Below are 14,620 nucleotides of genomic sequence, written 5' to 3'. Positions count from 1 at the left end.
GCAGAATTCGCCGTTTTATCCACAAGCCGCGAAGTGATCCGCGTGATGCGGATTACTTCGTACGGCGGCGAACGATATATTTATCAGAAGCTTTGCCTTTTTTACGCGTTTTGTAACCCAGGGTCGGTTTGCCCCAAGGCGACAACGGAGATTTACGGCCGATCGGAGCGCGGCCTTCACCACCACCGTGAGGGTGATCGTTCGGGTTCATGACGACACCGCGGACTTCCGGACGTTTGCCGAGCCAGCGGCTGCGTCCCGCTTTACCGATTTTCACGAGCTCGTGGTCGCCGTTGCCTACGGAACCGATCGTTGCGCGGCAAACTTTCAGGACTTTACGAACTTCGCCGGATGAAAGGCGGATCGTTACATATTTCTCCTCTTTACCGAGCAATTGGGCTTCCGTACCGGCGGCGCGAACCAATTGTCCGCCCTTGCCGGGCTTCAACTCAATGTTGTGGATTACGGTACCCACCGGGATGTTCTCGAGCGGCAGCGCGTTCCCGATTTTAATGTCGGAACCTGCGCCGGATTCGATCACGTCGCCTACTTTCAGGCCCTTAGGAGCGATGATATAACGTTTTTCGCCATCGGCGTAGTGGATCAAAGCGATGTTCGAGGTGCGGTTCGGATCGTATTCGATCGTAGCAACGCGGCCTGGAATTCCATCTTTGTTCCGCTTGAAGTCGATGATGCGGTATTTGCGTTTATGTCCGCCGCCATGGTGACGAACGGTGATTTTACCTTGGTTGTTGCGGCCGGCCGTTTTGCTCAGCGGCGCAAGCAAAGATTTCTCCGGCTGATCCGTCGTGATTTCTTCGAACGTCGACACGCTCATCGCGCGTCTTGCCGGGGATGTCGGTTTGTACTTTTTGATAGGCACGAGATTTCCCTCCTTACTTTAAACGATTTTATACCGATTCAAAAAATTGGAGCGGCTTGCTGTCAGCGGTCAATGTAACAAACGCTTTTTTCCATTCAGGAGTGTATCCGGAGTAGCGTCCGTAACGTTTCAGCTTCCCTGGTACGCGCAAGGTGTTTACGTTTTTGACTTTCACACCGAAGATCGACTCTACGGCTTGTTTGATTTCGGTTTTGTTGGCGCGAATATCAACCTCGAAAACGTATTTCAGGTCATTCATATATTCGGTCGAACGTTCCGTAATCACCGGGCGTTTGATAATATCGCGAGGATCTTTCATTACGCGAGCACCTCCTCTACCTTCTGAACTGCTTCTTTCGTAATGATCAGTTTGTCGTGCGTCAGCACGTCGAGAACATTAATGCCGTCTGCCGCTACGAATTTAACGCCTGGGATGTTGCGTGCGGAAAGCGCCACATTGTCGTCGTAGCTTGGAGCTACAACCAAAGCTTTGCGATCCACTTTCAGGTTGTTCAAAATCGCCGCGAACTCTTTCGTCTTCGGAGCGTTCAAGCTCAGCGCGTCAAGCACGATGATGTCTTGATCGATCACTTTCGAAGACAAGGCCGATTTGATCGCCAAACGGCGAACCTTCTTCGGCAGCTTGTAAGCATAGCTGCGCGGAGTCGGACCAAACACGGTGCCGCCGCCTACCCATTGAGGGGCACGGATGGAACCTTGGCGCGCACGGCCCGTACCTTTTTGTTTCCAAGGTTTACGGCCGCCGCCGCGAACTTCGGAGCGTCCTTTGACTTTGTGGGTGCCGAAACGCAGGGAAGCGCGCTGCATGACAACAGCTTCATGAAGAACGTGCGTGTTCGGCTCGATCCCGAATACCGCGTCATTCAATTCCACTTCGCCCACTTGGCTACCGCTAATATTGAAAAGTGCTACTTTTGGCATTTGATGTTCCTCCTTTCTTGAGGGCTATTATTTCTTAATGGTTTGCTTGATTTTGACGAAGCTGTTTTTCGGGCCCGGAATGGAGCCTTTAACGAGCAGAACGTTGCGTTCCGCATCAACGCGGATAACTTCAAGGTTTTGAATCGTCACGGTTTCATGTCCCATATGTCCAGGCAGGTTTTTGCCTTTGAATACGCGGTTGGCCGCGATCGAACCCATGGAACCCGGTCTGCGATGGTAACGGGAACCGTGCGCCATCGGGCCGCGGCTTTGTCCCCAGCGTTTGATTACGCCTTGGAACCCTTTACCTTTCGAAATGCCGGTTACGTCAACAAATTCGCCCTCGGCAAAAATATCGACTTTGACCTCCTGGCCAACTTCGTATCCCGCCAAATCAACACCGCGAATTTCGCGAACGTAGCGCTTAGGCGTTGCGCCTGCTTTTTTCGCATGCCCAACTTCCGGCTTGTTGGCTCTGGCTTCCTTCTTGTCGGAGTAGCCGAGCTGAATGGCTTCATAACCGTCGTTCTCCACGTCTTTCTTTTGCAGAACCACATTGGAGCCCGCCTCGATTACCGTTACGGGAATGACATTCCCTTCAGCGGTAAATACTTGAGTCATTCCGAGTTTTTTTCCTAAGATACCTTTCATGTTGACACCTCTTTTCCTTTCCTGATTACCTTACGATAATGTGGGTATTACAATTTGATTTCGATATCTACACCGGACGGCAGGTCCAAGCGCATCAAGGCGTCCACGGTTTGCGGAGTCGGGTTCACAATGTCGATCAGACGTTTGTGCGTCCGCATTTCGAATTGTTCCCGGGAATCCTTGTACTTGTGCACCGCACGGAGAATGGTAATGACTTGTTTTTCCGTAGGAAGCGGAATCGGCCCGGATACGCCGGCACCCGAACGTTTTGCCGTTTCAACGATTTTCTCTGCGGATTGATCAAGAATTCTGTGGTCGTAAGCTTTCAAACGAATACGAATTTTTTGCTTTGCCATTTTAGTCCCTCCTTCTATCGCCCAATTTAGTATCGGACATACTCCGTGAAAATTTTCTGACGCCCTCCCATGGCAAAGGGGCCGGGTGTGTCAGTAACCTCTCACATCATCGCAACGTCACAGAACAACATTCACTATTATATAGAAAAGGTAGGCGGAATGCAAGAAATTATTTTAAGGTAGTTCAAAAAGTCCGCTTTTAATCACGAAGTGAATCAGGAAGTAACTCGGCATCGAATCTTGAGTTCAGCCGGGCCTTCCGTTGTTCACGTACCCAAAACGTACGCTCCGCTACTCAGCGCCTGGCTTCATCCAACCTTCTCGGTGCTGAAAACCGGACTTTTTGAACATGCACTTAAAAAATAAAACCACAAATCCCCGGGGGGGACAGGTGGTTTCGGTAATGATGGCACGTATCGTTGCGCTAGATTTCATCGTTAATGGAGGAGGGCCAGTGAAGCTGGACTCCCTGCGATTCGATCCACGCCTGAAATGTCTTTAAATGGTACTCCCGCTCCCGAATCTCCCGGGGCCGGATATGATGCTTCAAAGCATAAGCGGCCATGTGCCCGGCGGCCTCGCCGATATTCCATTCGATCGGGTGCAGCCGGTAGCAGCCGTTCGTAATTTGCGTTGTCCCGATGTTTTTGCAGGCGGGCAGCAGATTTTGCACCCGCACCGGCAGCAGCGCTCCCATCGGAATTTCGAACGGATAGTTCGGTATATAGAAGCCGCGGCGCGATTGGGTCGTGGCATGCAAATCAAGCGGGTAGCTGCCTACCCCTACGCTGTCCTCATACCGCTTAATGCCAAGCTCCCCGCGCAGCTCCTTGCTGACGTCATGCTCCGTAATCGTGTAGAGGGCCCTAATGCGCCGGGATTCCCGGATGTAAGGGTACTTGGCCAGTCCGTCTTCCGTTCCGAGCACATCCCCGCGGAGCCGCAGGCCCGGGTATCCCTTCCCGCCGTCCGGCCGCGGAGACTCCGTCTGCAGCCAATACAGGAGGGACAAGCTGAGCTCGCGCGCTCCTTCCAAATGCCGCCGGCGTTCTTCCTCGGACACTTCGTAGATCATGCCCAAGTCGAAATCGTTCTGCGCCCAGTTGATCAGGGAGATGTCGCTTTGATAAAGTGCGCCGCAGAACAGGGCGGGGTCGATGATGCGGCGGTACGTCCAAAGGGACGGCCGCCCGCTGTCGTCCGGGAACAGCGTAAACTCCTGGTCGTTATCCGGGTCCACCCCATCCCCCACAATCCAGCCCAGCTTCGGCAGACTCGAGTGAGGCTGCGTGTACCGCCGCCAATACTCATAGGACGCCGGCTTGCAAATCGTATAGTCTCCGCCGGGAACATAATCAAGCGCAAACACATGCGTAAATGCTTGAACGTCATACGGCCTCGCTTGGTCCAGCGCATGCGGCTCCCCGGTCTCCGTCTTGGATTCGGCTCCGGTTACGTATTCGACTCCGGCCAAGGGCAAAATATCCCCGCATTCGGTAGCGTCGAGGAAATACGTCCCCCGCAGCGTCCACTCCTCATCCCGGTTCAGCCTTCTGACGGCAACGGATTTCACCGCATCTCCACGCGTCTCCGCCCGGACAGCGCGCACCCGATACATTACCGTGATTCGGCCGCTGTTCACATAGGGCGCGAGCATATCGCAGAGCACCCGCAGCGCCGCTTTCGGCTCATGGCACAGCCGGCTGACCCAGCCGTTGCCCGGGTTTAACAGCGGATCGTTCATCGCCTGTCCGGTCAGCGGATAATTTTGCCGGTAGTACTCCCTTACCCGGTTTCGGAATTCGCGGTACGTTCCGGTGCAGCCGAAGCTTTCGATCCACTTGTGCTCGTCGGGCGGAACCGCCTGGCTCGTCAACTGCCCGCCCAGCCAGTCCGTTTCTTCGGTCAAGATGACGGAATAACCCGCCTTGGCGACGGCCAAAGCGGCCATACAGCCGCCAAGCCCACCGCCAAGCACGATAACGTCCGCTATTCTTTCTCTTTCCATGCCTTGCATCCCTCCGTCTGTCAGTAGATTTTATCGATGACGGCCCGGGCCGTCTTCTCTTTCATATGTTTCGCACGCTCAAGATCCTTTAAGGACAATCCTTCGCATAGCAGATCTATGACAAAAAGCTGCGATATTTTCGCGCTCATGGAGCCTCCCTCAAGCGGTGATTCCTTCCCCGCCGTCAGCAGCACTAGGTCCGCGATGCTTGTAATCGGCGACTTGGCATAATTCGTCACGGCGATGACCTTGGCTCCGCCGCTTTTGGCTTTGGCCAGAATGTCGTTCGTATCTTTGCTGCTCCCGGAAACGCTGAAGCCGACGGCCACGTCCCCCTCCTCCAGCAGCACGGCGCTCATCGCCTGCATATGGCTGTCAAAGGCCGCTTCGGAACGTCTGCCCAACCGCAATAAACGGTTTTTGGCATCCAGTGCCGTAATGCCGGAGGAGCCGACGCCGATGAACTGGATGTGCCGGGCTTTGTCGATCAACTCGACCGCCGCTTCCAGCGTGTTCCGGTCAAGCAAACTTAGGCTGGCCTGCAGCACCTTCACAACGTTGCCGCACACCCGCTCGATATAATGCGCCTCGCGCTCTTCGAGTTTGTTCTCCTCGATTTTGCGCAGCATTTGACTCTGGGCCAGCGCCAGCCGGAACTCCTGGTAGCCTTTAAATTTGATTTTCCGGCAAAAGCGAATCACCGTCGTTTCCCCGACGCCCGAAGCTTCGGCAAACTCGGTAATCGAGGAATACAGCACCTCATCCGCATGCTCCAGCACCCGCCTGGCGACCTTCTGCTCCGATCTCGTCAGCGAAGGGTAATAGCTGCCGATTTCCGCGATCAAATCCATGGGGGTTCTGATATTGGCAAACCGCGCGTTTTTATTCGTATCCGTCATGATCATTCTCCTATTTAACAGATAGCCCCCGGGGTCTCTATGACGATATCAAATGCGTTTTCAGCCCCACTTCAAACATCCGGCTCCACGGCAAAAATACATCATCGATGCTGACGCGGTAAGTTTCATCATTAATATACTGTTCCACGAAACGCTCCAACTCTTCCCTGACAACGCCGGCAGCCACGCCGCGCGGTCCGTCGACCGAAAAATAATCCATCCCGAGCCCGGGCAGCTTATGCTCTTTGACGTGCTGCCGTACAAAGGCGCAGTAGCCGGCATCCTCGGTATAGCGCAGGGACAGGAAATCGAGATGAGCCCGGCTTGGCCCGTAATGACGGTAAATCATGCCCTGGGCGATGCAGGTGCCAAGCGTATTGGAACTGGTGTTCCAGCCCGCGTAGCCCGCCACTCGAAACAGCAGCTTCTTCTCCCGTAGCGACCGGATCAGTTCAAGATCCGCCCCGTTGGCAAAAGCCACGTCCGCGATCACGCACGGTTTATTGAACCGGCCGATGAGATAATCCGCGGTTTCGATCAACTCGGCCGTGTTTCGCATCACGTTATAGCCCGCGTTGGGATGATGCTGCGACGCGCTTTCCATCATCGTTTCCCCCGGAGCATTGATAAATAGGGCGATATCCGCTTCGCTCATGCTGGAGCACAGCAACCCGCCGGCCGCCAGCACATGGTACTTTACGCTCTCGAACAGCAGGCGGTCCTCGTACAAAGGAATCACAAACGGCCCTTGGACGCTGGAAAACCGCGGATATACGAGGGGAACGGCTTGCTTAAACCGGTTGATCATGCGGGCAAGCAGCGTGCAGCCCGCCTCATCGGCGCCCGGATACATGTATACCTTCAGGGAAACGCCAAGCTCTTTGACGGTATCCCGAACCTTCTGCTGATCCAAAGCGGTCCATCCGAACGGGGCGGCATCATCCTGCGGAATGACAAGGAAATCGATGACGCCCTCCTTCGCCAATTCCACGGCGCAGCGGTTGAGCTCGGCGTTAACCGCCCGCCGCTGCAAATAATCGCTCAACACACCGGCGGGCAGTTGCGCGTCGATTTGCTTTTTCTCCAACTTCTCGGCCTCCGTGGCGAGGCCAAGCTGCAACCGGTGGCCAATGTATCCCCGGCGGAAAATTTCCCGGCCCCATTCCCCGTAATAGTCAGGTTCTTCGTCGCTGCTGGAATACTGCGGGCAGCGCATGATCAGATTCATCGCGTAAACCTGCAGCCCGGGAACGACCTCCTTCAATTTTCTTAATTGGCCGAGCCTGTGTTGGCATTCCTCGAACGGCAGCCGGTGCAGCCGGGAAGGCACGATTCCCCCGTACACCAAGGTGTCCAATGACAAAATCGCACCGTCCGCCCCTCGCGCCTCCCGCAGCAGCCAATCCCATAACCCCTCGGTATCGGCCGGCCGTTTTTTGTTTCCCAAGAGCTCCACGGGAGGCGTCACCACCATAAAATCCGTTCCGGCGGCCAGCGCCGGGGGAAAATACAAATTGCACGGCCGTTCGTCCAAAGGCACATAAACGATTTTGATCATGATCAGGCATCTCCTCCAGCCATGGTTTGAAGGCAAGGAATCCTTTTATCCTTTAAGCGCTCCCGACATACCCTCGATGAAATAACGTTGAGTCAGCAGAAAAACGGCGATGATCGGAAGCACGGAAATCATCGTGCCGGCGGCAATCCAGCCGAAGTTGTAGGCGAATTGCCCGTTGAGATAGGTCAAAGCCGCCGCCAGCGGATATTTGGACGGATCGTTCAAAATGACGATCGGCCACAGGAAGTTGTTCCAGAACGCCATCATCTCCAGCAAAGCGATAACCGCGAGGCCGGGCTTCACCAAAGGCAGCATCAACTGCCAAAAAATCCGGAACTCGGAGGCCCCGTCCATTTTCCCGGAATCCCGCATATCCGCCGGAACGGACATAAAGGTCTGCCGCATCAGAAAAATGTTAAACACCGACACCGCCGCGGGCAATACGACGCCAACGTAGCTGTCCCCCAGACGGAAAGCCTGAATCGTCAGATAATGAACGATCATCGCCGTCGAGGAAGGAATGATCATCGTCGAAATCAGCAGGCCGAACACCAGATTTCGCCCTTTGAAGCGGAAGGCGGCCAGCGGATAGGCGGTCATGCTGGACAAGACGACATTCGCGGCAATCCCCAGCGCGGTAATAACGACCGTATTCATCATATATTTGGGAAAGTCCATGAATTTCCACACACCCGCGTAATTGGCAAAGTCGATAAAGCTCGGGAAAATGGCCGGCGGCACCGAAAACACGTTTTTGCCGGGCATCAGCGACACGCTGAGCAGCCAAAGAAACGGTCCCATCATAAATAACGCCAGCGCCGCCAGCAGGACGTAAATGATTGCGTACCGGATGACCGTTCCCGGCCGAAATGCCCTTTTCGGGATAGACGGTTTGATCATCAATATGGATTGACGCCTCCCTTCCGGTTGACATAGAAGATCAAGACGCTGAGAACCCCGATGATCATGCTGACGATCAACCCCAGCGCCGAAGCGTAACCGAAGTTAAACTGTTCCAGCCCTTTTTGAAAAATATAAACACTCGACGTCAAGGTCGCCGTGCCGGGGCCGCCTTTGGTCAGAATATACACCTCATCAAACACGCGGATCGCCGCCATCAGGGAAATCAAACTGCAAAACAGAATATGCGGCCGGAGCAGCGGCAAAGTAATCCGGTAGATGGCTCGCAACACGCCGGCTCCGTCGACTTTGGCCGCCTCGTATAGTTCCGCGGGAATCCCCTGCAGCCCGGCAAGGTACAACACCATGTAATACCCTAAGCCTTTCCACATCGTAATGAACATAAGCACAAAAAGTGCCGTGCTGCTGTCCGCCAACCAGGAAATCTGTTCGCTGATGATGCCAAGCCGGATCAGGATGTAATTGACGACCCCGTTGTTGCTGAGCAGCCAGCTCCAAATCAGCGCCACGGCCACCATCGAGGTGACGACCGGAATATAGTATGCCGTCCGAAAAGCCTTCACCCCGGGAAGGCGGCTGTTCACCAGCACGGCCATCAGGATCGAGGCGATTTGGATGAACGGAACGATCAACACGTATTTCACCGAATTCCACAGCGAGATCAGAAAATTCCGGTCCTGAAAAGCGGCCGCATAATTGTCCAGGCCCACGTACTTCGTTTCGGCAATAACGGAATAATCGGTAAATGACAGCGGTATTCCGTAAAGGATCGGCCAAAACACGAATATTCCGATCAGAAGCAGTCCGGGCGTCATAAACGTCCAGGCGGTCCAGGTCTCCGAATGACTCCATTTCTTCAAGGCGTTTCACCCCCTATCCCGCAAATCCATCAGACTCTACTTTTTTAGGATTGTATTGACTTCCCTTTCTACGCTATCCAGCGTTTTCTTGATATCCTGGCCGTTCAGGAGCACTTCCTGCAGCCCCCGGCCCAATGCGGCATTGATGTCCGTCGCGCTGGGCACGCCGACCATAAAGTCCGTCGCTTTATCCAGGCTTTGCGCGGAAGCGATTTTGGCCTGCGCCTCCAGTGTGTTGTCCGATTCGGTAAAAAAGGGATCTTTGATCGATGCTTTGGTGGAGGGCAAAGTATTGGCCAATTTGGCAAAAGAGGTTTGATTTTCGGCATTCGTTACGAAAACCGCAAACTTGACGGCTTCTTCCGTATGTTTGGAAGCCTTCGGCACCACGACGTTCATCGAGTTGGAAAGCCGCAGGTTGGCTTTGCCCGTGGGCAGCGGGACGGCTACGGTATTTTTGTACACGTCGGGGGCGGATGTTTTCAGGAAGTTGATAAAGGTAGGACCGGCCAACTCAAATGCCACCTGCTCGGCGGAATAATACTGAATCTGCTTGTCAAATTTCGCATCATCCTTGATGATCACGCCTTCCTCCATCAACTGCCGCAAATTTTGCAGCATCGCTTCCGCCTCCGGCGTGTTAAAGGCGGCGGCCGTTTTATCTTCGTTGACGAACGGAATGCCGTCGATCGCAAACAGTTTGGAGATCAGCTGGATGGCGTAGCCGTTTTTGCCGGTTTTCGCTTTGATTTGCCGTGCCCAGTCGGCCAGCTCCTCGCGGCTTTGCGGCGGCTTGCTCGGGTCCAAGCCCGCTTCCTTTAGCAGCTTCGTGTTCATGAACAGCACTTCGGTTCCGGTATACCAAGGCAAGGCATAAGCGTGACCGTCGAGAACGGTAGAACTAAATATCCCTTCAAAATAAGCGGCTTTTTCCTCCGGAGTAAGATACTCTTCCAAATCGGCGAGCGCGCCTTTGCTGCCGATTTGGCTGGCAAATTCCGTATTCAGGTTTACCACGTCCGGGCTTTTGCCGCTGGCGATGCTGGTCAGCAGCTTTTGCGATACGGTGTCAAACGGGAAGTCCTGCCAATCGATGGTGACGTGGGGGTTTTCTTTTTCATAGCGTGAGATCAATTCATGAAAGTAGTCGTTAAACGTGGGCTGCAAAGCGATGGTCCAGAACTGGAGCGTGACGGGTTCCTTGGCTTGATCCCCTTCGGAACCGCCAGCCTTCTGAGGTGTGTTCGCCGCAGCCCCTTGACTAGGTTCGGGTCCGCCGCCGCACCCGGCGAGCAAACCGGCGATCCATGCCGTAAGCAGCAGAAGGAGCGGAGCTTTCAGCATCGTTTTTGTCATGGACAACATCCTTTCAAGCTTTTGAACCATATATATTCAGCGGCTCGAAAATTATTTCCGCAATGCCTGGAAATTCCGGCGGATAATTTCTGCTAACTTACAAGCGATGGCACAAAAAAAGGGCCCCTCCCCGGTAAACCGGGAAGAAGCCCTTTTCGGTTAAAGCCGCTTAAAAGCGCCTTATTATTTGTTGATGGATACTACAGCGCCGGATCCAACTGTACGGCCGCCTTCGCGAATGGAGAAGCGAGTTCCTTCTTCGATCGCGATCGGGGAGATCAGTTGAACCGTAACTTCGATGTTGTCGCCAGGCATAACCATTTCAGTACCTTCCGGCAGGTTGATAACACCTGTTACGTCCGTTGTACGGAAATAGAATTGCGGACGGTAGCCAGTGAAGAAAGGCTTATGACGTCCACCTTCTTCTTTCGTCAATACGTATACTTGAGCGGTAAACTCAGTATGCGGATTAACGGAAGCCGGTTTAGCCAATACTTGACCGCGTTCGATTTCTTTACGGTCAACACCGCGAAGCAATGCGCCGATGTTGTCGCCCGCTTCAGCGGAATCCAGCAATTTACGGAACATTTCAACGCCGGTAACGACGGACTTTTTCGTTTCTTCGTGGATACCCACGATTTCGATTTCGTCGCCGACTTTAACCGTACCGCGTTCTACACGGCCCGTAGCAACGGTACCGCGGCCAGTGATCGAGAATACGTCCTCGACAGGCATCAAGAACGGTTTGTCGATTGGACGTTCCGGAAGCGGAATGTACTCGTCGATAACTTCGAACATTTCAACGATTTTTTGAGCCCATTCGCCATCAGGATTTTGCAGAGCTTCACGAGCGGAACCGCGGATGATCGGAGTGTCGTCGCCAGGGAACTCGTATTCGTTCAGCAGGTCGCGAACTTCCATTTCAACCAGTTCAAGCAACTCTTCGTCTTCAACCATGTCGCATTTGTTCAGGAATACGACGATGTAAGGAACGCCTACGTTACGGGACAGCAGGATGTGTTCGCGAGTTTGCGGCATTGGGCCGTCAGCTGCGGATACAACCAGGATCGCGCCGTCCATTTGAGCTGCGCCGGTGATCATGTTTTTAACATAGTCGGCGTGCCCTGGGCAGTCAACGTGTGCATAGTGGCGGTTCGGAGTTTCATACTCAACGTGTGCCGTCGAGATTGTGATACCGCGTTCGCGTTCTTCCGGAGCTTTGTCGATTTGGTCGAAAGCTACGGCAGCACCGCCGTATTTTTTGGACAATACAGTCGTGATGGCTGCAGTCAGAGTTGTTTTACCATGGTCGACGTGACCAATCGTACCGATATTAACGTGCGGTTTTGTACGTTCGTATTTAGCCTTTGCCATTTTAAACAGTTCCTCCTTAAAATATGGATTGTTATGTTTGACCGACCGGAAGATGAATTCTTCCGATCAGCAAGTACAACTAATTATTCTCCGCCCTTGTTCTTGGACACAATTTCTTCGGCGATATTTCTAGGAACTTCTTCGTAATGGGAAAGTTCCATCGAGAATACGCCGCGTCCTTGCGTACCGGAGCGAAGCGTGGTCGAGTAACCGAACATTTCGGAAAGAGGCACTTTGGCACGGATAATTTGCGCGCCGCCACGGGAATCCATACCTTCGATCCGACCACGGCGGGAGTTCAGCATACCCATTACATCACCCATGTACTCTTCCGGAACAGTTACTTCAACTTTCATAATCGGCTCAAGCAGAACCGGATTACATTTGTCCTTGGCCGCTTTGAGCGCCATGGAACCGGCGATTTTAAACGCCATTTCACTGGAGTCGACATCGTGGTAGGAACCGTCGACGATCGTCGCCTTCACGTCCACTACCGGGAAGCCGGCAAGAACACCGTTCTGCATCGCTTCTTCGATACCTTGCTGTGCAGGACCGATATATTCTCTCGGTACGGCGCCGCCGACGATTTTGCTGTCGAATTGGTTGCCTGTACCTGGCTCCAGCGGTTCGAATTCAACCCAGACGTGACCGTATTGACCGCGGCCGCCGGACTGACGTACGAATTTGCCTTCAACGCGCGCTGGCGTTCTGAACGTTTCGCGGTAAGCAACTTGCGGTTTACCCACGTTCGTCTCAACTTTGAATTCACGGCGCATCCGGTCGATGATGATATCGAGGTGAAGCTCACCCATACCTTTAAGGATCGTTTGGCCGGTTTCTTCATCCGTATAAGCGCGAAGCGTCGGGTCTTCTTCCGTCAGCTTGCCAAGAGCAACGCCCAATTTATCTTGGTCGGCTTTTGTCTTAGGCTCAACGGCGATCTCGATAACCGGATCCGGAAAGTTCATCGACTCAAGAATAACCGGGCTCTTCTCATCACACAGTGTATCACCCGTGCCCGTATCTTTCAAACCTACGGCCGCCGCAATGTCACCAGCGTATACTTCGTTGATCTCTTGACGGTGGTTTGCGTGCATTTGCAGGATACGGCCGATCCGTTCGCGTTTGCCTTTAGTCGCGTTCAGCACGTAAGAACCGGATTGCAAAATACCGGAGTATACGCGGAAGAACGTCAGCTTACCCACGTACGGGTCGGTCATGATTTTAAATGCCAGCGCCGCGAACGGTTCTTCGTCGGAAGAATGGCGTTCCACTTCCGTACCGTCTTCCAAGTGACCTTGAATGTTCGGTACATCAACCGGTGCAGGCAGATAATCGATAACGGCGTCCAGCATCAGCTGAATCCCTTTGTTCCGATAGGAAGATCCGCAAACGACCGGGAAAATTTTCACTTCGCAAACGCCTTTGCGCAGTGCGGCTTTCAGTTCTTCAACGGTGATTTCCTCGCCTTCGAGGTATTTCATCGTCAAGTCTTCATCCAGCTCGGCAACTTTCTCGACCAGTTCCGCGCGGAGTTCTTCTACTTTATCGGCAAGATCCGCAGGGATCTCGGCCTCTTCGATGTTTTGACCCAAATCGTCTTTATAGATGTAGGCTTTCTTCGTGATGATGTCGATGATCCCGACAAAATCATTTTCCGCACCGATCGGCAGTTGAATAGCAACTGCGTTCGCTTGCAGACGATCGCGCATATCATTTACAACGTTCAGGTAGTCCGCACCGATAATATCCATTTTGTTGACGTAGGCGATCCGCGGAACGCCGTAACGGTCAGCTTGTCTCCAGACGGTTTCGGACTGAGGCTCAACGCCTTCTTTTGCACTGAATACCCCTACAGCCCCGTCCAATACACGAAGGGAACGTTCGACTTCAACGGTGAAGTCGACGTGTCCCGGGGTATCAATGATATTTACGCGGTGACCTTTCCATTGAGCGGTGGTCGCAGCGGACGTAATCGTGATTCCGCGCTCCTGCTCCTGCTCCATCCAGTCCATCGTTGCAGCACCCTCGTGAACTTCCCCGATTTTGTGCGTACGGCCTGTGTAGAACAAGATCCGTTCCGTCGTGGTTGTCTTACCGGCGTCAATATGCGCCATGATCCCGATGTTACGTGTATTTTTCAAGGAGAACTCTCTTGCCATGAATCTGTCTCCCTTCAAAATAGAAGTTTTGAATTACGAGCGAAATCCTACCAGCGGTAGTGTGCGAACGCTTTGTTCGCTTCCGCCATTTTGTGCGTGTCTTCGCGTTTCTTCACGGAAGCGCCTGTGTTGTTGGATGCGTCGATAATCTCGGCAGCCAAACGCTCCTCCATCGTTTTCTCACCGCGGGTGCGAGAGTAGTTTACGAGCCAACGTAATCCCAGGGATGTACGTCTTTCCGGCTTAACTTCGATCGGAACCTGGTAGTTCGCACCACCGACACGGCGAGCTTTAACTTCCAGTACAGGCATGATGTTCTTGAGCGCTGCTTCAAATACTTCCATCGGGTCGTTCCCCGTGCGTTCTTGAATGATGTTGAACGCGTTGTAAAGAATGCTTTGAGCAACACCGCGTTTACCGTCGATCATGATGCGGTTGATCAAGCGGGTAACCAGCTTGCTGTTATACACCGGATCCGGCAACACGTCTCTTTTGGCAACTGGACCTTTGCGTGGCATATAGTTATCCCCCTTTCAGCAATAATTCAAACCTAATAGCGGTAGTTCAAAAAAGTCATCTTCGGATCACGTAGATATACATAGAAGGGTATTCGGCATCGAATTTTGAATTCAGCCGGACCTTCCGTTGCT

At 53.4% G+C, this 14,620-nt stretch carries 14 protein-coding genes; all 14 read right to left on the bottom strand.

The window, feature by feature from the left end; genetic code table 11:
* Nucleotides 1–52 precede the first annotated feature (52 nt).
* Entirely contained in the window at nucleotides 53–883 is an 831-nt protein-coding gene (gene rplB, locus NYE74_RS07770; RefSeq protein ID WP_036619514.1) for a 50S ribosomal protein L2, read from the bottom strand.
* Nucleotides 884–911: 28 nt separating this feature from the next.
* On the bottom strand, nucleotides 912–1,202 hold the full coding sequence (rplW, locus tag NYE74_RS07765) for a 50S ribosomal protein L23 (RefSeq protein WP_036619513.1): 291 nt from the start codon (nucleotides 1,200–1,202) through the stop codon (nucleotides 912–914).
* On the bottom strand, nucleotides 1,202–1,825 hold the full coding sequence (gene rplD / locus NYE74_RS07760; protein ID WP_036619512.1) for a 50S ribosomal protein L4: 624 nt from the start codon (nucleotides 1,823–1,825) through the stop codon (nucleotides 1,202–1,204). Before rplD ends, rplW begins: the two co-directional genes overlap by 1 nt.
* A 27-nt stretch (nucleotides 1,826–1,852) precedes the next feature.
* Nucleotides 1,853–2,476, bottom strand: coding sequence for a 50S ribosomal protein L3 (gene rplC / locus NYE74_RS07755; RefSeq protein ID WP_036619511.1), 624 nt, complete (start codon nucleotides 2,474–2,476; stop codon nucleotides 1,853–1,855).
* Between the two features lie 47 nt (nucleotides 2,477–2,523).
* The gene (rpsJ, locus tag NYE74_RS07750) at nucleotides 2,524–2,832 is read right to left on the bottom strand and encodes a 30S ribosomal protein S10 (protein ID WP_006676490.1); all 309 of its coding nucleotides are present in this window, start codon (nucleotides 2,830–2,832) and stop codon (nucleotides 2,524–2,526) included.
* Nucleotides 2,833–3,256: 424 nt separating this feature from the next.
* A complete protein-coding gene (locus tag NYE74_RS07745; RefSeq protein WP_124333530.1) occupies nucleotides 3,257–4,840 on the bottom strand; it encodes an FAD-dependent oxidoreductase in 1,584 nt (527 codons plus the stop codon).
* A 20-nt stretch (nucleotides 4,841–4,860) separates the two neighbouring features.
* A complete protein-coding gene (locus NYE74_RS07740; RefSeq protein WP_036627487.1) occupies nucleotides 4,861–5,691 on the bottom strand; it encodes a MurR/RpiR family transcriptional regulator in 831 nt (276 codons plus the stop codon).
* 85 nt (nucleotides 5,692–5,776) lie between these two features.
* Entirely contained in the window at nucleotides 5,777–7,297 is a 1,521-nt protein-coding gene (locus NYE74_RS07735) for a DUF4127 family protein (protein WP_036619508.1), read from the bottom strand.
* Between the two features lie 45 nt (nucleotides 7,298–7,342).
* Complete coding sequence (locus NYE74_RS07730; RefSeq protein ID WP_036619506.1) at nucleotides 7,343–8,197, bottom strand: carbohydrate ABC transporter permease; 855 nt, start codon at nucleotides 8,195–8,197, stop codon at nucleotides 7,343–7,345.
* Complete coding sequence (locus NYE74_RS07725; protein WP_036619504.1) at nucleotides 8,197–9,078, bottom strand: carbohydrate ABC transporter permease; 882 nt, start codon at nucleotides 9,076–9,078, stop codon at nucleotides 8,197–8,199. Before NYE74_RS07725 ends, NYE74_RS07730 begins: the two co-directional genes overlap by 1 nt.
* Nucleotides 9,079–9,114: 36 nt before the next feature.
* The gene (locus tag NYE74_RS07720) at nucleotides 9,115–10,434 is read right to left on the bottom strand and encodes an ABC transporter substrate-binding protein (RefSeq protein ID WP_082207654.1); all 1,320 of its coding nucleotides are present in this window, start codon (nucleotides 10,432–10,434) and stop codon (nucleotides 9,115–9,117) included.
* A gap of 183 nt (nucleotides 10,435–10,617) precedes the next feature.
* Complete coding sequence (tuf, locus tag NYE74_RS07715; protein ID WP_036619502.1) at nucleotides 10,618–11,808, bottom strand: elongation factor Tu; 1,191 nt, start codon at nucleotides 11,806–11,808, stop codon at nucleotides 10,618–10,620.
* 83 nt (nucleotides 11,809–11,891) lie between these two features.
* Nucleotides 11,892–13,970, bottom strand: a complete 2,079-nt coding sequence (gene fusA, locus NYE74_RS07710; RefSeq protein WP_036619500.1) for an elongation factor G — start codon at nucleotides 13,968–13,970, stop codon at nucleotides 11,892–11,894.
* A 47-nt stretch (nucleotides 13,971–14,017) separates the two neighbouring features.
* The gene (gene rpsG / locus NYE74_RS07705; protein ID WP_036619498.1) at nucleotides 14,018–14,488 is read right to left on the bottom strand and encodes a 30S ribosomal protein S7; all 471 of its coding nucleotides are present in this window, start codon (nucleotides 14,486–14,488) and stop codon (nucleotides 14,018–14,020) included.
* Nucleotides 14,489–14,620: the final 132 nt, after the last annotated feature.

Source organism: Paenibacillus sp. FSL P4-0127 (genome assembly GCF_038007325.1).
Lineage (GTDB): Bacteria > Bacillota > Bacilli > Paenibacillales > Paenibacillaceae > Fontibacillus > Fontibacillus macerans.
This window is presented reverse-complemented; position numbering and strand designations above follow the sequence as displayed.